Genomic DNA, 20,166 nt, shown 5'->3' on the forward strand with positions numbered 1-20,166 from the left:
AAATTCTCTAAAAAGAAAATCCTCCTGCAAAAACAGGAGGATTTTGAACATCTAGACTATTTCTACTTGGTTAAATTTTAAAAGCCTTGCGCTGCGGAAAATAAGCCACGCTATCAAGTTCCTCTTCAATACGAAGCAATTGGTTATATTTGGCCATACGATCACTCCTGGAAGCTGAACCGGTTTTAATTTGCCCGGTATTTAATGCCACTGCAAGATCGGCTATTGTATTATCTTCAGTCTCCCCGGACCTATGGGACATCACACATGTATATCCTGCATTCTTGGCCATATTTACTGTGGAGATAGTTTCTGTTAATGTTCCTATTTGGTTTACCTTAATAAGGATTGAATTTGCTATTCCTTCTTTTATTCCTCGTGATAAACGCTCTACGTTGGTCACAAAGAGATCATCTCCTACCAGCTGCACCTTTTCTCCTACAAGATCTGTTAAGGCCTTCCAGCCTTCCCAATCATTTTCATCCATTCCATCCTCAATAGAGATTATAGGATATTTAGAGGCAAGTTCAGCAAGATATTCTGCCTGTTCCTGGCTGCTTCTCTTTTTTCCATTCTCACCTTCAAATTTACTGTAGTCGTACTGTCCATCCACATAGAATTCAGCAGCAGCACAATCCAGTGCGATCATAACATCATCTCCACCCTTATATCCGGCTTTTCTATGGCCAGAAGAATCGTTTCCAAAGCATCCTCTGTCCCATCAAGAGTAGGCGCAAATCCACCTTCATCCCCTACTGCCGTGCTTAAGCCGCGATCGTGTAATACTTTTTTGAGATGGTGAAAGATCTCTGTTCCCATTTGCAGGGCTTTAGAAAAGCTTTCAGCCTTAACAGGCATTACCATGAATTCCTGAAATGCTATAGGGGCATCACTATGCGAACCTCCATTAATAATATTCATCATTGGAACCGGAAGAGTATTTGCACTCACCCCTCCAATGTATCTGTATAAAGGCATATTCAACTCATTGGCAGCTGCTTTAGCAACGGCAAGGGAAACTCCCAGTATCGCATTTGCTCCAAGTTTGGCCTTATTTGGGGTACCATCCAGGTCTATCATAACCTGGTCGATAAGATTTTGATCAAATACTGAATATCCCAGAAGTTCCTCTGCTATAGCGCCGTTTACATTTTCAACAGCTTTAGAGACACCTTTCCCCATAAATTCCTTACCACCGTCTCTTAATTCTACGGCTTCATGCTCCCCTGTTGACGCACCAGATGGAACTGCTGCTCTTCCCAACACCCCATTTTCAGTTAAAACATCTACCTCTACAGTTGGATTTCCTCTGGAGTCAAAAATTTGACGCGCGTGAATATTGATTATTATACTCATAATTTTTTGTTGATTAATTAAAGAACAGCAAGATACGAATACCCCGTTAAAATAACCAGAATTAGAAGCAGTTTCAAAAGGGTTTTTGCGATAACGTTTGCGACAAGATAGTATTTAGATTTATAGTATTAGTTATTCGTCCATTGAAGTACACAGCAATATTCCTGAATAAAAAACCGGGAAAATTCCCGGCTTTTATTCAAATTTACAATGTTTACTATGCCCTTACTCTTTTCATCCTGTCTATGAACTCATCGAACAGGTAGGTGGCATCATTAGGTCCCGGGCTTGCTTCTGGATGATACTGTACAGAGAACACATTCTTATTCTTCATTTGGAGCCCTCCTATTGTATCATCATTGATACAAACATGCGTGATCTCCACATCTGGATGTGCTTCTGTTTCCTTCCGATCTACAGAGAAACCGTGGTTTTGGGAGGTAATTTCCCCGTTCCTGGTCTTAAGGTTAAGCACGGGGTGGTTAATTCCCCTGTGCCCGTGATGCATTTTATAAGTAGAAATTCCATTGGCAAGAGCAATAATTTGATGGCCAAGACAAATCCCGAATAAAGGATGGTCATTTTCTATGATCTTTTTGGCGAGATCTATTGCGCCTCTAAGAGGCTGTGGATCCCCGGGGCCGTTGGCTATAAAGAACCCATCAGGATTAAATTCATTCATCTCCTCGTATGTAGCATTATAAGGAAATACTTTTACATAAGTATCCCTTTTGGCAAGGTTACGCAGGATACCCTTTTTAATTCCAACATCCAAAGCTGCAACTTTATAGGTGGCCTTCTCATCTCCATAGAAATATGCCTCTTTTGTAGAGACTTTAGAGGCAAGTTCAAGGCCGTTCATATCGGGCACCTCTGCAAGTTCTCCTTTTAAAGCATCGATCTCATCTACCCTGGTGGATATGATGGCGTTCATTGCACCATTTTCTCTAATGTAAGCAACCAGCGCCCTTGTATCAACATCTGAAATTGCAAAAAGATTACTATCCTCAAGAAAATCCAGCAGGGAACCATCTGCCGCGGGACGGGAATGGTTGTAGCTAAAATTCTTACAGATCAACCCAGATATCTTTGCCTTATGGGATTCACTTTCATCATCATTTACTCCGTAGTTACCAATATGTGCATTGGTGGTAACCATAAGTTGCCCATAGTAAGAAGGGTCTGTGAAGATCTCCTGGTATCCCGTCATCCCGGTGTTAAAACAAACTTCCCCTACTGCACTACCTTCTTTGTTCCCAACAGATTTCCCATGAAAAATGGTACCGTCCTCAAGAAGTATTATAGCTTTTTTTCTTAACTGGTATTTCATAATTCCTTTTGTGAATGTGCCGGCCTTATGGACCGATGTTATATTTACTCTTTATTTAATAAGCCCTACTGTATTCCCTGTTTTTCATTCCAAAATATAAGGATTATGTCCTAAAAAAAAAGGATAAACCTTAACGGCCTATCCTTTTTTTAAATTTTAGAATCAAAAACGTCATTCTATTCGTCCTTTTTCTCTTCTTTATTTTCTGAAGTATTTTCAGTTTTCGTTTCCGCTTTTGGAGCAGTAGTTTCATCTGAAGATTTTTTACCTCTACCGGCTCTACGTGTAGATTTTTTCTTCTCAGGCTTGGTAGTGTTATAGATCTCATTGTAATCTACAAGCTCTATAAGTGCCATATCTGCATTATCTCCAAGACGGTTACCCAGTTTAATGATCCTTGTGTATCCTCCCGGGCGGTCTCCCACCTTTGGAGCTACATCACGAAACAACTCAGCAACAGATTCCTTGCTGCGTAGTTTGGTCATTACCAATCTACGGTTATGAGTAGTATCTTCCTTAGATTTTGTTACCAAAGGCTCCACAAACTGCTTTAAAGCTTTTGCTTTTGCCACAGTAGTGTTTATTCTTTTATGCTCAATTAGGGAACACGCCATATTTGCCAACATTGACTTACGGTGCGCGGTTTTTCTACCTAAATGATTTATTTTTTTTCCGTGTCTCATTACTATTCTCTTTTAGATTAAGTTTTCCAGATTGAAAACCTAGTCCTTATCTAATTTATATTTTGATAGATCCATACCAAAGTTTAAACCTTTGTTATTTACCAGCTCTTCAAGCTCGGTCAAAGATTTCTTACCGAAGTTACGGAACTTCATCAAGTCATTTTTATTATAGGATACTAAATCTCCCAGGGTATCAACTTCAGCAGCCTTTAAACAGTTAAGGGCTCTTACAGAAAGATCCATATCTACCAGCTTTGTTTTAAGCAACTGTCTCATGTGAAGGGATTCTTCATCATAAGTTTCAGTTTGAGCTATCTCATCTGCCTCAAGAGTGATTCGCTCATCGCTGAACAACATGAAGTGATGGATCAAAGTTTTAGCAGCCTCAGTCAAAGCTTCCTTTGGGTGGATAGAGCCATCGCTTACGATCTCAAAAACCAGTTTTTCATAATCTGTCTTTTGTTCTACACGATAGTTCTCGATGCTATACTTTACATTTTTGATTGGCGTATAAACCGAATCTGTAAAGATAGTTCCAAGAGGCGCATTGGCTTTCTTGTTTTCTTCAGCAGGAACATATCCTCTACCCTTTTCAACAGTAAGTTCCATATTGAAGCTTACCTTCTTGTCAAGGTTACAAATTACAAGATCAGGATTCAGGATTTGAAAACCTGAGATGAATTTCTGAAAGTGTCCAGCAGTAAGTTGCTCCTGCCCGGATACAGAAATGGTAACGGCTTCGTTGTCTATTTCATCAATTTGCCTTTTAAACCTTACTTGTTTAAGGTTCAATATAATTTCTGTTACATCTTCTACCACGCCTGGGATAGTGGAGAATTCGTGATCTACACCTTCAATGCGAACTGAAGTTATTGCAAATCCTTCCAATGATGATAACAGTACTCTCCTTAAAGCGTTACCAACGGTTAATCCATAACCTGGTTCCAAAGGGCGAAATTCAAATTTCCCTTCGAAATCGGTGGAATCAATCATTATAACTTTATCGGGCTTCTGAAAATTTAGTATTGCCATATTACGACTTCTGTGAATTATTATTTCGAATATAATTCGACTATGAATTGTTCATTTATGTTTTCCGGGATTTGAACTCTACCAGGTACAGAAACAAAGGTTCCCTGCTTGGTATCGTTATTCCAGGTGATCCACTCGTAGGTGGTACCAGAGTTGGATAGTGATTCCTGAATAGCAGCCAAAGATTTTGATTTCTCTCTTACTGCTACAACATCACCGGCGTTTAATTGATATGAAGGAATGTTTACGATCTCTCCATTTACTGTAATATGCCTGTGTGAAACCAATTGTCTTGCTCCACGACGAGATGGGGAAATTCCCATTCTGTACACTACATTGTCCAGACGTGATTCACAAAGTTGTAAAAGCACCTCACCTGTAATCCCATTGGAACGGGTTGCTTTTTCGAACATATTCCTGAATTGACGCTCAAGTATACCATAGGTATATTTAGCTTTTTGCTTTTCCATTAACTGGATTGCATATTCAGATTTTTTACCTCTTCTACGGTTGTTACCATGTTGTCCCGGAGGGTAATTTCTTTTTTCGAAGGACTTGTCGTCTCCGAAAATCGCCTCGCCAAATTTACGTGCGATCTTAGTCTTTGGACCAGTATATCTTGCCATTGAAAAATTGATTATTAAGAAAGCGATCAGGAATTAAGGTCACTGTCCTTCGCAGATCTTGGTGCTTTCTTTGTTTATACTTAATTAATTATACTCTACGTCTTTTTGGAGGCCTACATCCATTGTGAGGAAGTGGGGTAACGTCGATGATCTCTGTTACTTCAATTCCTGCATTGTGAATGGATCTAATAGCGCTCTCTCTTCCATTTCCAGGTCCTTTAACATACACCTTTACCTTACGTAAACCTGCTTCGTGTGCTACTTTTGAAGCATCCTCGGCAGCCAACTGTGCAGCATAGGGAGTGTTTTTCTTAGATCCTCTAAAGCCCATTTTACCGGCTGAAGACCAGGAGATCAAATCACCCTTTTTGTTAGTCAAAGAGATAATAATATTGTTAAAAGAAGCAGTAACATGCGCTTCTCCATTTGACTCAACGATTACTTTACGTTTCTTTTGAGCTGTTTTTGCTTTTGCCATACTACTTATTATTTAGTTGCTTTCTTCTTGTTGGCAACTGTTTTTCTTCTTCCTTTACGCGTTCTGGAATTGTTCTTTGTGCGTTGTCCTCTTAAAGGAAGACCAGACCTGTGGCGAATACCACGGTAACATCCAATGTCCATGAGACGTTTGATGCTCATTTGAACTTCTGAACGTAATTCACCTTCGATCTTGAAAGCTCCAACTGCCTCACGAATTCGACCGATTTCATCATCGTCCCAATCTGACACTTTTTTGCCTTCATCAACCTTAGCCTCGGCCAGGATCTCCTGAGCTCTGCTTCTTCCAATTCCGAAGATATAGGTCAAAGCTATAACTCCGCGTTTCTGTTTTGGTATATCAACCCCTGCAATTCTAGCCATAACTTATCCTTGTCTTTGTTTGAATTTAGGATTCTTTTTGTTTATCACGTAAAGTCTGCCTTTTCTACGCACAATTTTGCACTCGGCACTTCTTTTTTTAACTGATGCTCTAACTTTCATCTTAATTAGTATCTGTAAGTTATTCGAGCCTTAGATAGATCATAAGGACTCATTTCTAATTTTACTTTATCTCCGGGCAATAATTTTATATAATGCATACGCATCTTTCCCGAAATGTGTGCAGTCACAACGTGACCGTTTTCCAGTTCTACACGAAACATCGCATTTGATAATGCTTCAATTATCGTTCCGTCCTGTTCAATTGCTGATTGTTTTGCCATTATGCTACTGCTTTTCTATTTTTACCGGTTTTCATCAAGCCGTCATAGTGCCTGTTTAACAGGTATGAATTCACCTGTTGCATAGTATCAATCGCAACCCCCACCATAATCAATAGGGATGTACCTCCAAAGAACAACGCCCATCCTGCCTGTACACCCAGCAGTTGAACTACTACAGCAGGGAACACTGCTATAAGAGCCAGGAAAATCGATCCCGGAAGTGTTATTTGTGACATGATCCTGTCCAAAAACTCTGATGTTTCACCACCTGGACGTATGCCGGGAATAAACCCGCCACTTCGTTTAAGATCATCTGCCATTTTGTTAGTTGGTACTGTGATAGCCGTGTAAAAATAGGTAAATACTATGATTAACAGGGCAAACACAAGGTTATACCAAAAACCAAATATATCACTAAACGCGGCTGCAATACCCTGCGATGTCTCCCCATCGGAAAGACCCGCAACGGCAGCCGGTATAAACATTATTGCCTGCGCAAAGATAATTGGCATTACCCCTGAAGCGTTAAGCTTTAAAGGAATATATTGTCTTGAACCAAATACATTTTTCTCGTAACCACCAGATGCAGTTCTACGGGCATATTGTACAGGTATTTGACGTACTGCCATCACTAACATTACAGATGCGAGGATAATTGCGAACCAAATTACCAATTCAATTAAGATCATGATCAAACCACCGTTTGATTCAAACACTCTGGAAGCGAATTCCTGGATAAAGGCCTGTGGCAGGGTGGCAATAATACCAACCATAATTAACAGGGAAATACCATTTCCAATACCTTTATCTGTGATCTTTTCTCCCAACCACATAGCAAAAATTGTCCCTGTAGTTAAGATAATTACCGAAGAGGCAACAAATGTTACTGTATCACCTAGCATAAAAGCACTAGGAGGCAAGGTAGCAAACAGGTTATAAATATAACCAGGCCCCTGTACCAGGGTAATGGCTATAGTTAACCATCGTGTAATCTGGTTGATCTTCCTTCTACCACTCTCTCCTTCCTTTTGCAATTTTTGTAAATAAGGAACCGCAATTCCCATTAACTGAACCACAATAGAGGCAGAGATGTAAGGCATGATCCCTAATGCAAATACAGATGCATTGGAAAATGCACCTCCTGTAAAGGCATTAAGAAGCCCTAAAAGACCTCCGTCTGTTTGATTGGCTAAGTTTGCTAATTGTGAAGCATCAACTCCCGGCAATACCACCTGTGCACCAAAACGGTACACAAGCAATAGCCCAAGAGTTACCATAATACGGTTCTTTAGCTCCTCAATTTTCCAGATATTCTTAAGAGTATTGATAAATTTCATCGTTTATCTATTATAAAGTAACAACTTCACCTCCGGCTGCTTCGATAGCTTCCTTTGCTGAGGCAGTAAATTTATGAACAGATATCTTCAACTTTGCTTTTAACTCTCCTCTTCCCAATATCTTTACAAGTTCGTTTTTGCGCACCAAACCGTTCTCAATAAGAACATTCATATCCACGGTATCTGTGATCTTTCCATCATCTACCATAGACTGAAGTGTATCCAGGTTAATTCCCTGGTATACTGTACGGTTCCTGTTTGTAAAACCAAACTTAGGCACACGGCGCTGTAGTGGCATTTGCCCACCTTCAAATCCTATTTTCCTGGAGTAACCAGAACGGGATTTAGCACCCTTGTGTCCACGGGTAGAAGTTCCTCCTTTACCAGATCCTTCTCCTCTACCTACACGCTTGCTGTTACTTTGAACTGAACCTTCTGCAGGTTTTAAGTTACTTAAATCCATGTGTTATCTTATTTTGTTTCCTCTACAGAAACCAAGTGTTTAACTTTATTTACCATACCAAGGATGTTTGGCGTGTTGTCGTGCTCCACTACCTGGTTTAATTTCTTAAGACCAAGAGCTTCCAAAGTACGTTTCTGGTTTTGAGTACGCTTAATAGCGCTCTTTACCTGTGTAACTTTTATCTTTCCCATGTTTCCCTGATTAACCTTTAAATACTTTATCCAATGTTACTCCACGTTGCTTGGCTACAGTTTGAGCACTTCTCAATTGAAGCAAAGCATCAAAAGTAGCTTTTACCACGTTGTGCGGATTTGAAGATCCCTGGTTCTTAGAAAGTACATCATGTACTCCTACAGATTCCAGTACGGCACGAATAGCTCCACCGGCAATGATCCCGGTACCAGCTGCAGCCGGAAGTAACATTACTCTGGCTCCACCGTATTTACCTTTTTGCTCGTGAGGCAGTGTTCCCTTATGCAAAGGAATTCTAACCAAATTCTTCTTAGCATCTTCAACGGCTTTGGCAATAGCATCGGCAACCTCTTTAGATTTACCTAAGCCCTGGCCAACAACGCCATTCTCGTCTCCTACAACTACAATTGCAGAGAAACCAAATGCTCTACCACCTTTTGTAACTTTTGTAACACGTTGTACTCCAACCAGACGGTCCTTTAATTCAAGACCAACCGGCTTTACAAGTTCTACATTTTTATAATCTTGATACATATCTTATTTAGAATTTTAGTCCTCCTTCACGGGCACCATCGGCCAATGATTTAACTCTTCCGTGATAAAGATAACCTCCCCTGTCAAAAGAGATGGTCTCAATTCCGGCTTTTTTCGCTCTTTCAGCAAGAGTTTTACCAACAAGAGCCGCTTTTTCGATCTTGTTTCCCTCTGCTGCTGTAACGTCTTTATCTCTTGAAGAGGCCGCTACTAAAGTCTTACCTTCCACATCGTCAACTATTTGCGCATAAATTTCTTTATTGCTGCGAAAAACTGCCAATCTTGGACGACTTGAAGTACCGGTAATGTCCTTACGGATTCTCTTCTTTATCTTATTTCTTCTATCTTGTTTTGAAACTGCCATATCTAAAATCTATTAAGCTGATTTACCTGCTTTTCTTCTTAATTGTTCTCCAACAAATTTAATTCCTTTTCCTTTGTAAGGCTCTGGAGCACGGAAGGAACGAATTTTAGATGCTACCTGGCCTACCAGCTGTTTATCATATGAAGACAATTTCACGATAGGGTTCTTACCTTTATCTGAAACTGTTTCAACAGTGATCTCTGGCGCCAGTTCAATAACAATATTGTGAGAGAATCCAATAGCAAGGTCAAGTTTGTTGCCCTGGTTTGATGCACGATAACCTACACCCACCAATTCAAGTTGCTTTGTCCAGCCTTTAGACACGCCTTCAATCATATTATTTACCAATGCACGGTATAAACCGTGTTTTGCTTTTTGGTCCTTCTTATCTGAAAATCGCTCAAAAGTAATAATTCCATCTTCAATTTTAATGTCGATGTCACTAAATTCTTGAGATAATTCTCCTAATTTTCCTTTTACCGTCACCATTCCGTCTTTTACGTCTACTGTAACACCTTCTGGAATCGTGATTGGGTTTTTACCTATTCTTGACATTTCTTAAGTCTTTAAGTATTAGTAAACGTAGCATAAAACTTCTCCACCAACTTTTTCAGCTCTTGCCTGCTTACCTGTCATCACCCCGTGAGAGGTAGATACGATAGCAATTCCAAGCCCGTTTAAGATACGTGGAAGTTCATTTGCACCGGAATACTTACGTAAACCTGGTTTACTTATTCGTTGAATTTTCTTTATTACCGGCTCTTTAGTAAGCTTATCATACTTAAGAGCTATCTTGATAGTACCTTGAGCGGTATTGTCTTCAAACTTGTAACTAAGAATATATCCCTGATCGAATAATATTTTCGTCATCTCCTTTTTAAGATTAGAAGCTGGTATCTCAACCACTCTGTGGCTTGCAGCAACCGCATTTCTAATTCTTGTTAAATAATCTGCAATAGGATCTGTAGTCATTTGTATATATTTGTGGAAGTGGTTTTTCAATGCCTTTGGGCTTGAAACCTTCCTCCTGTTAAATCTTAATTACCAGCTAGCTTTTTTGATACCGGGGATCAATCCCTGGTTTGCCATTTCTCTAAAGGTTACACGAGAAAGACCAAACTGTCTCATATATCCTCTTGGCCTACCAGTTAATTTACAACGGTTGTGCAAACGTACAGGAGAAGAGTTCTTTGGAAGTTTTTGTAATGCTTCGTAGTCTCCGGCTTCTTTAAGGGCCTTACGCTTCTCGGCATATTTTTTTACAAGTTCCTGTCTCTTCACCTCACGGGCTTTCATTGATTCTTTAGCCATAATTAATTCTTTTTAAAAGGTAAACCTAGTTCCGTTAATAATGATTTCGCTTCCTTATCTGTTGGCGCAGTGGTAACAAAGGTGATGTCCATTCCATTGATCCTGTTCACCTTGTCGATATCGATCTCAGGGAAAATGATTTGTTCTGTAACACCAAGGTTGTAATTACCTCTACCGTCAAAACCGGTTGCTTTAATACCATTAAAATCACGTACACGTGGAAGTGCACTGGTGATCAAACGGTCCAGGAATTCATACATTCTATCTCCACGTAAAGTAACTTTGGCACCAATTGGCATCCCTTTACGAAGTTTAAAAGAAGCAACATCCTTTTTAGAAATGGTAGATACCGCTTTTTGACCGGTGATAGCTGTTAACTCATCTACCGCGTGATCAATAAGTTTCTTGTCTGCAACAGCTGCCCCAACACCACGGCTCAAAACTATTTTTTCAAGTTTTGGAACCTGCATTACATTGGAGTAACTGAATTCTTCTGTAAGAGCTGAGATTACTTTGTCTCTGTACTCTTGTTTAAGTCTTGGTACGTATGCCATAACTAAATTACTTCATTGGATTTTTTGGAAAATCTTACTTTCTTCCCGTCCTCTGTTCTATAACCTACACGTGTAGTATCTCCTTTCTTGTCTATAAGAGACAAATTGGAAATATGAACAGCAGCTTCCTTCTTCACTATTCCTCCCTGTGGATTTGATGCACTTGGCTTCTCATGCTTGGAAACCATATTCACCCCTTCCACGATTGCTTTATTCTTATCAATAAGGATCTTTTGAATTTTTCCTTCCTGCCCTTTGTGATCTCCAGCGATAACTCTTACGGTATCTCCAGATTTTATTTTAAGCTTTGTCATTTTTTCTATGTATTAAAGCACTTCTGGTGCTAATGATACAATCTTCATGAATTGCTTATCACGAAGTTCTCTGGCCACTGGTCCAAATACACGGGTACCGCGCATTTCACCAGCTGGATTCAAAAGAACACATGCGTTGTCATCAAAACGAATATATGATCCGTCTGGTCTACGCACTTCCTTCTTGGTACGAACTACAACTGCTGTTGAAACTGCACCCTTTTTAATGTTTCCATTAGGTGTAGCCTCTTTTACGCTGACAACTATTTTGTCCCCAACAGAAGCGTATCTTCTTTTTGTACCGCCCAATACTCTTATGGTCAAAACTTCTTTTGCCCCGGTATTGTCTGCTACTCTTAATCTAGACTCTTGTTGTACCATTATTTTGCTCTTTCAATTATTTCTACTAATCTCCAACATTTGGACTTGCTTAATGGACGAGTCTCCATTATTTTCACTGTATCTCCAATGTTGCAGTCATTTGTCTCGTCGTGTGCCACATATTTCTTCGTTTTCAAAACGAATTTCCCATACATGGGGTGTTTTACCTTTTTTACTTCAGCAACCACTATGGATTTCTGCATTTTGTTACTGGTAACTACACCTATACGTTCTTTTCTTAAATTTCTTTTTTCCATCTTTCAGCAGAATAACACTTATTGTTGTTCTCTTTTAGTTAACTCTGTAGCAAGTCGCGCTATAGATCTTCTTACAGCTCTAAGCTGTATTGGGTTCTCTAATGGCGAAACTGCGTGAGCCATTTTTAAATCTGAGTATGCTTTCCTTGTCTCACCAAGTTTTTCCTGCAATTCTGCTACAGATAATTCTCTTACTTCTGATTGTTTCATAACTTCTCTAAATTAAGCTTGATAATCTCTAGCTACAATAAACTTGGTTTTTACAGGAAGCTTCTGGGCTGCAAGACGCAATGCCTCTTTTGCAACATCATAAGGCACCCCTCCTATTTCGAAAAGGATCCTTCCTGGTTTTACAACTGCTGCCCAATACTCAACGGCACCTTTACCTTTACCCATACGTACTTCAAGAGGCTTTTTGGTGATAGGTTTGTCCGGAAAAATTTTGATCCAGAGTGAACCTTCCCTCTTCATATAACGGGTAGCGGCGATACGAGCTGCTTCAATTTGACGTGCAGTAAGGAAATTTGAGTCTAATGACTTAATCCCAAATGTACCGTTTGAAAGTCTATGTCCTCTTTGAGACATGCCTTTCATACGGCCCTTTTGCATTTTGCGATATTTTGTTCTTTTAGGCTGTAACATTTTTCTTTACTTTAAAAAATTACTTTCTACGACGGGCTTTGTTGTTACCACCTCGTGCTGGTCCGGCTCCTGTTTTTCCACCACCTTGCTTCTTGGACATACCAGTAAGCGGGGATAGATCTCTTTTACCGTAAACCTCACCTTTCATGATCCATACTTTAACACCAAGTCTACCATAAGTAGTATGTGCCTCAACTAAAGCATAGTCAATGTCGGCTCTAAAAGTTGACAAGGGAATCCTTCCATCTTTGTAAGCTTCACTACGTGCCATTTCAGCACCGTTCAACCTACCAGAGATCTGGATCTTAATACCTTCAGCATTCATTCTCATTGCAGCTGCGATTGCCATTTTTATTGCACGACGGTAAGAGATACGATTCTCAATTTGTCTTGCAACACTGCTGGCTACCAGGTGGGCATCAAGTTCAGGTCTTTTGATCTCAAAGATGTTAATTTGAACTTCCTTATCGGTAATTTTTTTAAGCTCTTCTTTTAACTTATCTACCTCCTGGCCGCCTTTCCCAATAATGATACCAGGTCTTGCAGTGGTGATAGTAACGGTTATAAGTTTAAGGGTACGCTCAATAATTACCCTGGATACACTCGCTTTAGATAAACGAGCATGGATGTATTTTCTAATCTTATCGTCTTCGGCAAGTTTATCACCGTAGTCATTTCCTCCGTACCAGTTGGACTCCCATCCTCTTATGATACCAAGGCGATTCCCGATTGGATTTGTTTTCTGTCCCATACTCTACTTAGCTTTGTGTATTATTGTTTGCTCCAAGAACCAGTGTAACGTGGTTGGAACGTTTTCTTATTCTGTGTGCGCGACCCTGTGGTGCAGGACGCAATCTCTTTAGCATGCTACCTCCGTCTACACGGATCTCACTTACAAACAACTCAGCATCTTCGATACTGGCATCTTCATTCTTAGCCTGCCAGTTTGCTATTGCAGAAAGTAATAACTTTTCCAATCTACGTGAAGCATCCTTTGAGCTGAATTTCAATATATGAAGCGCTCTTTCTACTTTTTCACCGCGAACTAAATCTGCAACTAAACGCATTTTTCTTGGCGAAGTAGGGCAGTTATTCAGTTTTGCAAAAGCTATTTGCTTTTTAGCTTCTTTTGTTTGCTCTGCTTTTTCTCTTTTACGAACTCCCATAGCTTCAATTATCTTTTACCTTTATTTTTCGCACCAGCGTGCCCTCTAAAGGATCTTGTTGGTGAAAATTCTCCTAACTTATGACCTACCATATTCTCGGTGATATAAACAGGAACAAATTGTTTTCCATTATGAACGGCAATTGTTTGCCCTACAAAATCTGGAGTGATCATAGAAGCCCTTGACCAGGTCTTAATAACCGCTTTTTTCCCAGATTCCACATTATCGGAAACCTTTTTGTCTAATTTATAATGTACGAAAGGTCCTTTTTTTAATGAACGTGCCATATCTTATTATTTCTTTCTACGTTCTACAATATATTTATTACTCGCTTTCGTCTTAGATCTGGTTCTGAAACCTTTTGCAGGTAAACCTTTTCTTGAACGTGGGTGACCTCCTGAAGCTCTACCTTCACCACCACCCATTGGGTGATCTACAGGGTTCATCGCTACCGGTCTTGTTCTTGGTCTTCTACCCAACCATCTACTTCTACCTGCTTTACCAGATACAATAAGCTGGTGGTCACTGTTTGACACAGCACCAATGGTTGCCATACAGGTAACAAGTATTCTCCTTATCTCCCCTGAAGGAAGCTTAACAGTAGCATACTTACCCTCTCTTGCAACCAATTGCGCAAATGCACCTGCACTACGAGCCATTACAGCTCCCTGTCCAGGGCGAAGCTCTATACAGGAGATCACAGTACCCAGTGGAATACTGCTTAAAGGCATAGCGTTTCCAATTTCAGGGGCCGCAACCTCTGCATCTGAAACGATGTTTTGCCCTACCTGTAGCCCATTTTGAGCAACAACATATCTTTTCTCGCCATCCTGATAGTTCAATAAAGCGATAAAAGCCGTTCTGTTAGGATCATATTCTATAGACGCAACAGTAGCCGGGATCCCATGCTTGTCACGTTTAAAATCTACAATTCTGTAACGTTTTTTGTGACCACCACCTTTATAGCGCATGGTCATCTTTCCTTGACTGTTTCTACCACCAGACTTTTTGATCGGAGCCAAAAGGCTTTTCTCCGGCTTATCAGTAGTAATGGCGTCAAATCCATTAACTACTCTAAAACGCTGCCCTGGGGTGATTGGTTTTAATTTTCTAACTGACATTTTTTAATCTTAAAGATTGCTGTATAAATCAATAGTATCACCTTCCGCCACCTGTACATATGCTTTCTTAAAAGCACTTGTTTTACCAGTGATCACACCTGTTTTTGTGAAACGGGTCTTACGATCTGGACGGACATTCACTGTGCGAACTTTTGTAACTGAAACACCATAAGCAGACTCTACAGCCCCCTTGATTTCAATCTTATTCGCCTTATTATTAACAACGAATGCATAGCGGTTGTTCAACTCGCTATCGGCCGTTGCTTTTTCTGTAATAATAGGTTTTATCAAGATACTCATAGCGCTTATTTACTTAAATTCGACTCAATTCCTTCTAATGACCCCTCCATAAACACAATATTATTCGCATTTAATATCTTGTAAGTACTTAATTCTGAGCTACTTACAACCTCGGAGCCCTTTAAATTGCGTGACGACAAATATACGTTTTTATTTGAGTCACCCAACACTATAAGAGATTTTTTATTCTCTATACCTAAGCCCTTTAGCACATCGATAAAGTTCTTGGTTTTTGGTGCATCAAATTGAAAATCCTCAACAACGATAATTGAGTTGTCATTTGCTTTAAGAGAAAGGGCAGATTTTCTTGCCAGTCTCTTTAAGTTTTTGTTCAATTTGAAACCATAGTTTCTTGGCCTTGGACCAAAAACACGTCCACCACCTTTGAAGATTGGAGACTTAATGCTACCTGCACGAGCTGTACCTGTACCTTTTTGTTTTTTGATCTTACGGGTAGAACCAGAGATCTCTGCACGTTCTTTTGCCTTATGCGTCCCCTGGCGTTGATTTGCAAGGTATTGCTTAACATCAAGATAAACCGCATGGTTATTAGGCTCTATTGCAAAAACAGCATCTGAAAGGTTTGCCTTTCTACCTGTTTCTTTTCCTTTTATATCTACAACTGCTATTTCCATTACTTCTGAATGATTACATATGAGTTCTTGTGACCAGGAACTGCTCCTTTAACTACAAGCAGGTTCTTATCTGCCACAACTTTCACAACTCTTAGGTTTTCTACTTTCACTGTTTCACCTCCCATACGTCCAGCCATTCGCATTCCTTTGAATACTCGTGCAGGATAAGAAGCGGCACCAATAGATCCCGGAGCTCTTAACCTGTTATGCTGCCCGTGAGTAGCCTGTCCTACACCACCAAAACCGTGTCTTTTTACAACACCCTGGAAGCCTTTTCCTTTACTAATTCCAGAAACATCAACGAATTCACCTTCAGTGAAAACATCTACTGTAATGGAATCTCCTAATTTGTGTTCTCCTTCAAATCCCTTGAATTCAACGACTTTGCGCATTGCTACGGCTCCGGCTTTTTTGGCGTGCCCTTCGGCAGCTTTATTAGCAGTCTTTTTGTCATCGAAACCAAGTTGAAGTGCTTCGTACCCGTCAACCTCATTGGTTCTGACTTGGGTAATTACGCATGGACCTGCCTGTATAACGGTACAGGGAATATTTTTCCCGTTCTCGTCAAAAATGCTGGTCATGCCTATTTTTTTACCTATTAACCCAGACATAATTATTTGTTATTAATTATTTTTTAATTCCCTGATTTTTCAAATTCCCACCCTTCAGGGTACAGGTAAGAACTTCTCTATAAAAATTCAGGATTGAAAATACTTTCAATCCTGAATGTATTTTTCACCGTTTTTCCCTCGCCAACTGCTCAGGACATGTAATTGAAAGTCTTGCTTTCTTGAGTTGATCGCCCCTTTTTCCTGTTCAGGATACAGGGACAGCATCATCACACTTTGATCTCTACCTCAACTCCACTAGGAAGCTCAAGTTTCATTAAAGCATCAATAGTCTTGGATGATGAACTGTAAATGTCCAGCAACCTTTTGTATGAGCTTAACTGAAACTGCTCTCTCGCCTTTTTGTTAACGTGTGGAGAACGAAGCACTGTAAAGATCTTCTTGTGAGTAGGAAGCGGGATTGGTCCCGTTACTACAGCTCCCGTAGTTTTTACGGTTTTTACGATCTTCTCTGCAGATTTATCTACAAGGTTGTGATCGTAAGATTTCAATTTTATTCTTATTTTTTGACTCATATCCCTATTATTAATCGTTTGATGTACCCTTAGCTGCTTTAATTACCTGCTCAGAAATATTAGAAGGAGTTTCAGCATAGTGAGAAAATTCCATTGTAGAAGTTGCTCTACCAGAAGATAATGTTCTTAATGTTGTAACATATCCAAACATTTCTGAAAGTGGAACTTCAGCCTTAATAACTTTAGCTCCAGAGCGGTCAGACATATTGTTTACCTGGCCTCTTCTTCTGTTCAAATCCCCTACGATATCTCCCATGTTCTCCTCAGGAGTTACCACTTCTACTTTCATGATTGGCTCAAGGATCACGGCACCGGCTTTTTTAGCTGCTACTTTGTAACCCATTTTTGCTGCAAGTTCAAACGAAAGTTGATCAGAATCCACAGGGTGGAAAGATCCATCCTTAAGAACCACTTTTAAAGTGTCCATTTTGAATCCTGCCAAAGGACCATTCTTCATGGCCTCTCTAAATCCTTTTTCTACAGATGGAATGAATTCCTTAGGAATACGTCCACCTTTTACTTCATCGACAAACTGTAGTCCAGGTCCTTTAAAGTCCTCATCTGCAGGTGCCATTTCAAAGATAATATCACCAAACTTACCACGACCACCAGATTGCTTTTTGTAAACCTCTCTGTGATCTGCACTCTTTGTAATAGTTTCTTTGTACTCTACCTGAGGCTGTCCTTCGTTAACCTCAACTTTGAATTCTCTTTTCATACGGTCAACAAGGATCTCCAGGTGCAATTCACCCATACCAGAGATAATAGTTTGACCTGAAGCCTCATCTGTCTTCACCTGGAATGTTGGATCCTCCTCAGCAAGTTTTGCCAAAGCCATACCCATTTTATCCACATCTGCCTTAGTCTTAGGTTCTACAGCGATACCAATAACCGGCGCAGGGAATGACATAGACTCAAGAGTAATAGGGTGCTTCTCATCTGTAAGCGTATCCCCTGTCTTGATATCTTTAAACCCTACAGCAGCTCCAATATCACCAGCTTCGATCCTGTCAATAGGCTCCTGTTTATTGGCGTGCATTTGGTAGATACGTGAAATACGTTCTTTTTTACCTGAACGGTTATTCAAGACGTAAGAACCGGCATCCAATGCACCAGAATATACCCTGAAGAAAGCTAAACGCCCCACGAAAGGATCTGTAGCAATTTTAAAGGCAAGAGCAGAGAATGGTGAGTCTACGTGTGGCTTACGTGATTCTTCTTCCTCAGTATCAGGATTAACACCAACAATAGCCTCAACATCTACAGGAGATGGCAAATAACGCATCACAGCGTCAAGCATAGCCTGCACACCTTTATTCTTGAATGAAGAACCACACATCATAGGTATGATAGACATATCGATAGTCGCAGCTCTAAGAGCAGCAATGATCTCGTCCTCTGTGATAGAATCTTCGTCCTCAAAGAATTTCTCCATAAGAGCTTCATCATATTCAGCAACCGCCTCAACAAGTTCTGCCCTGTATTTATTAACATCTGCCATCAATTCCTCAGGAATTTCAACAGTTTCATATGTCATACCATAATCATCCTCATTCCAAATAATTGCTTTTTTGGAAATAAGATCAACCACTCCTTTGAAATCAACTTCATCACCAATTGGCACCTGAAGAGGCACAGGGTTACCACCCAGCATCTCTCTTACCTGGTTGCAAACATTAAAAAAGTCTGCACCCTGACGGTCCATTTTATTAACGAATCCAAGACGTGGTACTCTATATTTATCTGCCTGTCTCCAAACAGTTTCAGATTGTGGCTCAACACCATCAACCGCACTAAATAGGGCAACCATTCCATCAAGCACCCTTAAAGAACGCTCAACTTCAACTGTAAAGTCAACGTGCCCGGGGGTATCAATGATATTTACGGTAAATTCCTGGTCGCGGTAGTTCCACTTACAATGTGTAGCTGCAGAAGTTATGGTAATTCCACGCTCCTGCTCTTGCTCCATCCAGTCCATGGTTGCAGCACCGTCGTGAACCTCACCTATTTTATGGCTTATCCCTGTATAAAAAAGGATTCGCTCTGTTGTCGTTGTCTTACCCGCATCAATATGCGCGGCAATACCTATATTTCTTGTGAATTTTAAATCTCTTTGTGCCATTTTTTCTTAGAATCTAAAGTGAGAGAATGCTTTATTCGCTTCAGCCATCTTATGAGTATCTACTCTCTTTTTCACAGCAGCACCTTCTTCTTTAGCCGCAGCAAGAACTTCACCGGCAAGTCTTTGTGCCATAGATTTCTCATTACGCTTTCTTGAATAAGAAATCAACCACTTCATAGCAGTTGAAACTTTACGGTCTGGCCTTATTTGCATTGGAATTTGGAATGTAGCTCCACCAACACGTCTACTTCTCACTTCAACGTGAGGCATCACATTAGAAAGCGCATCTTTCCAAATTTCAAGTGCCGTCTTCTCGTCGTCCTGTTTCTTCTCCTCTACAATTGCAATCGCATCATAGAATACTTTAAAAGAAACTGATTTCTTACCATCCCACATCATCATATTAACAAAACGCGTCACTAATTGATCATTAAACTTTGGATCTGGTAAAATAGGCCTCTTTTTTGCCTGTCTTTTTCTCATGTCTTCTCTTGGGTTTGTGTTACTGTTTCATCTAAGACCGGATTAACTCCTGCCCTCATCAACATCTAACTTGTTTTTACTTTTTAGGGCGTTTTGCTCCGTATTTTGATCTTCGTTGAGTTCTTCCTTCAACACCGGCGGTATCCAATGCACCACGCACAATGTGATATCTAACTCCCGGTAGATCTTTTACCCTTCCGCCTCTAACCAATACTATCGAGTGCTCTTGTAGATTGTGTCCTTCACCAGGGATGTATGCGTTCACCTCTTTACCATTAGTAAGTCTTACCCTTGCTACTTTACGCATAGCAGAGTTAGGCTTCTTAGGTGTAGTGGTGTAAACACGCGTACAAACTCCTCGTCTTTGAGGGCACGAATCCAAAGCAGCCGATTTACTCTTCTTGGTTATTTTGGCTCTTCCTTTTCGTACTAATTGTGAAATTGTTGGCATAATTTCTTTTACACTAATTATTGTTAAAAATTACCTCCCTATTTTTTAGGGTTGGCAAAGGTAGAAATTAAAACGAATTAATCAAATGATAATCCATTAATTTTCAATGGTTATTGCTGTTATATATAAAAGACACTATTTAGCATATCATGAATAAGTACCTTAT

At 40.1% G+C, this 20,166-nt stretch carries 33 protein-coding genes and 1 pseudogene; all 34 read right to left on the reverse strand.

The features are described from left to right. Positions 1–70 precede the first annotated feature (70 nt). A pseudogene (eno, locus tag FHG64_RS06960) lies at positions 71–1,356 on the reverse strand (phosphopyruvate hydratase). A gap of 217 nt (positions 1,357–1,573) precedes the next feature. Continuing rightward, complete coding sequence (gene carA, locus FHG64_RS06965; RefSeq protein ID WP_139065736.1) at positions 1,574–2,686, reverse strand: glutamine-hydrolyzing carbamoyl-phosphate synthase small subunit; 1,113 nt, start codon at positions 2,684–2,686, stop codon at positions 1,574–1,576. Between the two features lie 176 nt (positions 2,687–2,862). Continuing rightward, complete coding sequence (rplQ, locus tag FHG64_RS06970; protein WP_139065737.1) at positions 2,863–3,369, reverse strand: 50S ribosomal protein L17; 507 nt, start codon at positions 3,367–3,369, stop codon at positions 2,863–2,865. Between the two features lie 39 nt (positions 3,370–3,408). Then, positions 3,409–4,401 carry a DNA-directed RNA polymerase subunit alpha gene (locus tag FHG64_RS06975; RefSeq protein ID WP_139065738.1) on the reverse strand — a complete coding sequence of 331 codons (993 nt, stop codon included), beginning with the start codon at positions 4,399–4,401 and terminating at the stop codon, positions 3,409–3,411. A 20-nt stretch (positions 4,402–4,421) separates the two neighbouring features. Then, positions 4,422–5,027 carry a 30S ribosomal protein S4 gene (gene rpsD / locus FHG64_RS06980; protein WP_139065739.1) on the reverse strand — a complete coding sequence of 202 codons (606 nt, stop codon included), beginning with the start codon at positions 5,025–5,027 and terminating at the stop codon, positions 4,422–4,424. Between the two features lie 88 nt (positions 5,028–5,115). Continuing rightward, the gene (gene rpsK, locus FHG64_RS06985) at positions 5,116–5,505 is read right to left on the reverse strand and encodes a 30S ribosomal protein S11 (RefSeq protein ID WP_139065740.1); all 390 of its coding nucleotides are present in this window, start codon (positions 5,503–5,505) and stop codon (positions 5,116–5,118) included. 8 nt (positions 5,506–5,513) lie between these two features. Next, complete coding sequence (gene rpsM / locus FHG64_RS06990) at positions 5,514–5,888, reverse strand: 30S ribosomal protein S13 (RefSeq protein WP_139065741.1); 375 nt, start codon at positions 5,886–5,888, stop codon at positions 5,514–5,516. Positions 5,889–5,891: 3 nt separating this feature from the next. After that, positions 5,892–6,008, reverse strand: coding sequence for a type B 50S ribosomal protein L36 (gene ykgO / locus FHG64_RS06995; protein WP_006988528.1), 117 nt, complete (start codon positions 6,006–6,008; stop codon positions 5,892–5,894). 5 nt (positions 6,009–6,013) lie between these two features. After that, positions 6,014–6,229, reverse strand: coding sequence for a translation initiation factor IF-1 (gene infA, locus FHG64_RS07000; RefSeq protein WP_006988529.1), 216 nt, complete (start codon positions 6,227–6,229; stop codon positions 6,014–6,016). Continuing rightward, positions 6,229–7,566 (reverse strand): preprotein translocase subunit SecY, encoded by a 1,338-nt coding sequence (secY, locus tag FHG64_RS07005; RefSeq protein ID WP_139065742.1) that lies wholly within the window; start codon positions 7,564–7,566, stop codon positions 6,229–6,231. Before secY ends, infA begins: the two co-directional genes overlap by 1 nt. Before the next feature lie 10 nt (positions 7,567–7,576). Further along, positions 7,577–8,029 (reverse strand): 50S ribosomal protein L15, encoded by a 453-nt coding sequence (rplO, locus tag FHG64_RS07010; protein ID WP_139065743.1) that lies wholly within the window; start codon positions 8,027–8,029, stop codon positions 7,577–7,579. An 8-nt stretch (positions 8,030–8,037) separates the two neighbouring features. After that, positions 8,038–8,220, reverse strand: coding sequence for a 50S ribosomal protein L30 (gene rpmD, locus FHG64_RS07015; RefSeq protein WP_139065744.1), 183 nt, complete (start codon positions 8,218–8,220; stop codon positions 8,038–8,040). Positions 8,221–8,230: 10 nt separating this feature from the next. Beyond that, positions 8,231–8,755, reverse strand: coding sequence for a 30S ribosomal protein S5 (rpsE, locus tag FHG64_RS07020; RefSeq protein ID WP_139065745.1), 525 nt, complete (start codon positions 8,753–8,755; stop codon positions 8,231–8,233). Positions 8,756–8,762: 7 nt separating this feature from the next. Beyond that, complete coding sequence (gene rplR / locus FHG64_RS07025; protein ID WP_139065746.1) at positions 8,763–9,119, reverse strand: 50S ribosomal protein L18; 357 nt, start codon at positions 9,117–9,119, stop codon at positions 8,763–8,765. Positions 9,120–9,131: 12 nt separating this feature from the next. Continuing rightward, entirely contained in the window at positions 9,132–9,674 is a 543-nt protein-coding gene (gene rplF / locus FHG64_RS07030) for a 50S ribosomal protein L6 (protein ID WP_139065747.1), read from the reverse strand. Positions 9,675–9,692: 18 nt separating this feature from the next. Further along, the gene (rpsH, locus tag FHG64_RS07035; RefSeq protein ID WP_139065748.1) at positions 9,693–10,091 is read right to left on the reverse strand and encodes a 30S ribosomal protein S8; all 399 of its coding nucleotides are present in this window, start codon (positions 10,089–10,091) and stop codon (positions 9,693–9,695) included. A 69-nt stretch (positions 10,092–10,160) separates the two neighbouring features. Then, positions 10,161–10,430 carry a 30S ribosomal protein S14 gene (rpsN, locus tag FHG64_RS07040; protein WP_139065749.1) on the reverse strand — a complete coding sequence of 90 codons (270 nt, stop codon included), beginning with the start codon at positions 10,428–10,430 and terminating at the stop codon, positions 10,161–10,163. A 2-nt stretch (positions 10,431–10,432) separates the two neighbouring features. Next, positions 10,433–10,984 (reverse strand): 50S ribosomal protein L5, encoded by a 552-nt coding sequence (gene rplE / locus FHG64_RS07045; RefSeq protein WP_139065750.1) that lies wholly within the window; start codon positions 10,982–10,984, stop codon positions 10,433–10,435. A 2-nt stretch (positions 10,985–10,986) separates the two neighbouring features. Continuing rightward, a complete protein-coding gene (rplX, locus tag FHG64_RS07050) occupies positions 10,987–11,298 on the reverse strand; it encodes a 50S ribosomal protein L24 (RefSeq protein ID WP_139065751.1) in 312 nt (103 codons plus the stop codon). A gap of 12 nt (positions 11,299–11,310) precedes the next feature. Then, the gene (rplN, locus tag FHG64_RS07055; RefSeq protein WP_139065752.1) at positions 11,311–11,679 is read right to left on the reverse strand and encodes a 50S ribosomal protein L14; all 369 of its coding nucleotides are present in this window, start codon (positions 11,677–11,679) and stop codon (positions 11,311–11,313) included. Then, the gene (rpsQ, locus tag FHG64_RS07060) at positions 11,679–11,936 is read right to left on the reverse strand and encodes a 30S ribosomal protein S17 (protein ID WP_006988541.1); all 258 of its coding nucleotides are present in this window, start codon (positions 11,934–11,936) and stop codon (positions 11,679–11,681) included. The genes rplN and rpsQ overlap by 1 nt, the downstream gene beginning before the upstream one ends. An 18-nt stretch (positions 11,937–11,954) precedes the next feature. After that, positions 11,955–12,146, reverse strand: coding sequence for a 50S ribosomal protein L29 (gene rpmC, locus FHG64_RS07065; protein WP_139065753.1), 192 nt, complete (start codon positions 12,144–12,146; stop codon positions 11,955–11,957). Between the two features lie 12 nt (positions 12,147–12,158). Further along, positions 12,159–12,578, reverse strand: coding sequence for a 50S ribosomal protein L16 (gene rplP / locus FHG64_RS07070; RefSeq protein ID WP_139065754.1), 420 nt, complete (start codon positions 12,576–12,578; stop codon positions 12,159–12,161). Positions 12,579–12,597: 19 nt separating this feature from the next. Continuing rightward, the gene (rpsC, locus tag FHG64_RS07075; RefSeq protein WP_139065755.1) at positions 12,598–13,329 is read right to left on the reverse strand and encodes a 30S ribosomal protein S3; all 732 of its coding nucleotides are present in this window, start codon (positions 13,327–13,329) and stop codon (positions 12,598–12,600) included. A 7-nt stretch (positions 13,330–13,336) separates the two neighbouring features. Next, a complete protein-coding gene (rplV, locus tag FHG64_RS07080; RefSeq protein ID WP_139065756.1) occupies positions 13,337–13,744 on the reverse strand; it encodes a 50S ribosomal protein L22 in 408 nt (135 codons plus the stop codon). Between the two features lie 8 nt (positions 13,745–13,752). Then, positions 13,753–14,031, reverse strand: a complete 279-nt coding sequence (gene rpsS, locus FHG64_RS07085) for a 30S ribosomal protein S19 (protein WP_139065757.1) — start codon at positions 14,029–14,031, stop codon at positions 13,753–13,755. A 6-nt stretch (positions 14,032–14,037) separates the two neighbouring features. Beyond that, positions 14,038–14,865, reverse strand: coding sequence for a 50S ribosomal protein L2 (gene rplB / locus FHG64_RS07090; RefSeq protein WP_139065758.1), 828 nt, complete (start codon positions 14,863–14,865; stop codon positions 14,038–14,040). Between the two features lie 9 nt (positions 14,866–14,874). Further along, positions 14,875–15,165 (reverse strand): 50S ribosomal protein L23, encoded by a 291-nt coding sequence (gene rplW, locus FHG64_RS07095; protein ID WP_139065759.1) that lies wholly within the window; start codon positions 15,163–15,165, stop codon positions 14,875–14,877. Between the two features lie 5 nt (positions 15,166–15,170). Next, the gene (gene rplD / locus FHG64_RS07100; protein ID WP_139065760.1) at positions 15,171–15,800 is read right to left on the reverse strand and encodes a 50S ribosomal protein L4; all 630 of its coding nucleotides are present in this window, start codon (positions 15,798–15,800) and stop codon (positions 15,171–15,173) included. Then, positions 15,800–16,411, reverse strand: a complete 612-nt coding sequence (gene rplC, locus FHG64_RS07105; protein WP_139065761.1) for a 50S ribosomal protein L3 — start codon at positions 16,409–16,411, stop codon at positions 15,800–15,802. Before rplC ends, rplD begins: the two co-directional genes overlap by 1 nt. A 227-nt stretch (positions 16,412–16,638) precedes the next feature. Beyond that, positions 16,639–16,944: a 30S ribosomal protein S10 gene (gene rpsJ / locus FHG64_RS07110; RefSeq protein WP_010230113.1), complete on the reverse strand. Its 306-nt coding sequence runs from the start codon at positions 16,942–16,944 to the stop codon at positions 16,639–16,641. A 10-nt stretch (positions 16,945–16,954) separates the two neighbouring features. Further along, complete coding sequence (fusA, locus tag FHG64_RS07115) at positions 16,955–19,066, reverse strand: elongation factor G (RefSeq protein WP_139065762.1); 2,112 nt, start codon at positions 19,064–19,066, stop codon at positions 16,955–16,957. 6 nt (positions 19,067–19,072) lie between these two features. Further along, on the reverse strand, positions 19,073–19,549 hold the full coding sequence (gene rpsG / locus FHG64_RS07120; protein WP_139065763.1) for a 30S ribosomal protein S7: 477 nt from the start codon (positions 19,547–19,549) through the stop codon (positions 19,073–19,075). 76 nt (positions 19,550–19,625) lie between these two features. Beyond that, entirely contained in the window at positions 19,626–20,000 is a 375-nt protein-coding gene (gene rpsL / locus FHG64_RS07125; RefSeq protein WP_010230128.1) for a 30S ribosomal protein S12, read from the reverse strand. Positions 20,001–20,166 lie beyond the last annotated feature (166 nt).

This window comes from Antarcticibacterium flavum (assembly GCF_006159205.1).
GTDB classification, from domain to species: domain Bacteria; phylum Bacteroidota; class Bacteroidia; order Flavobacteriales; family Flavobacteriaceae; genus Gillisia; species Gillisia flava.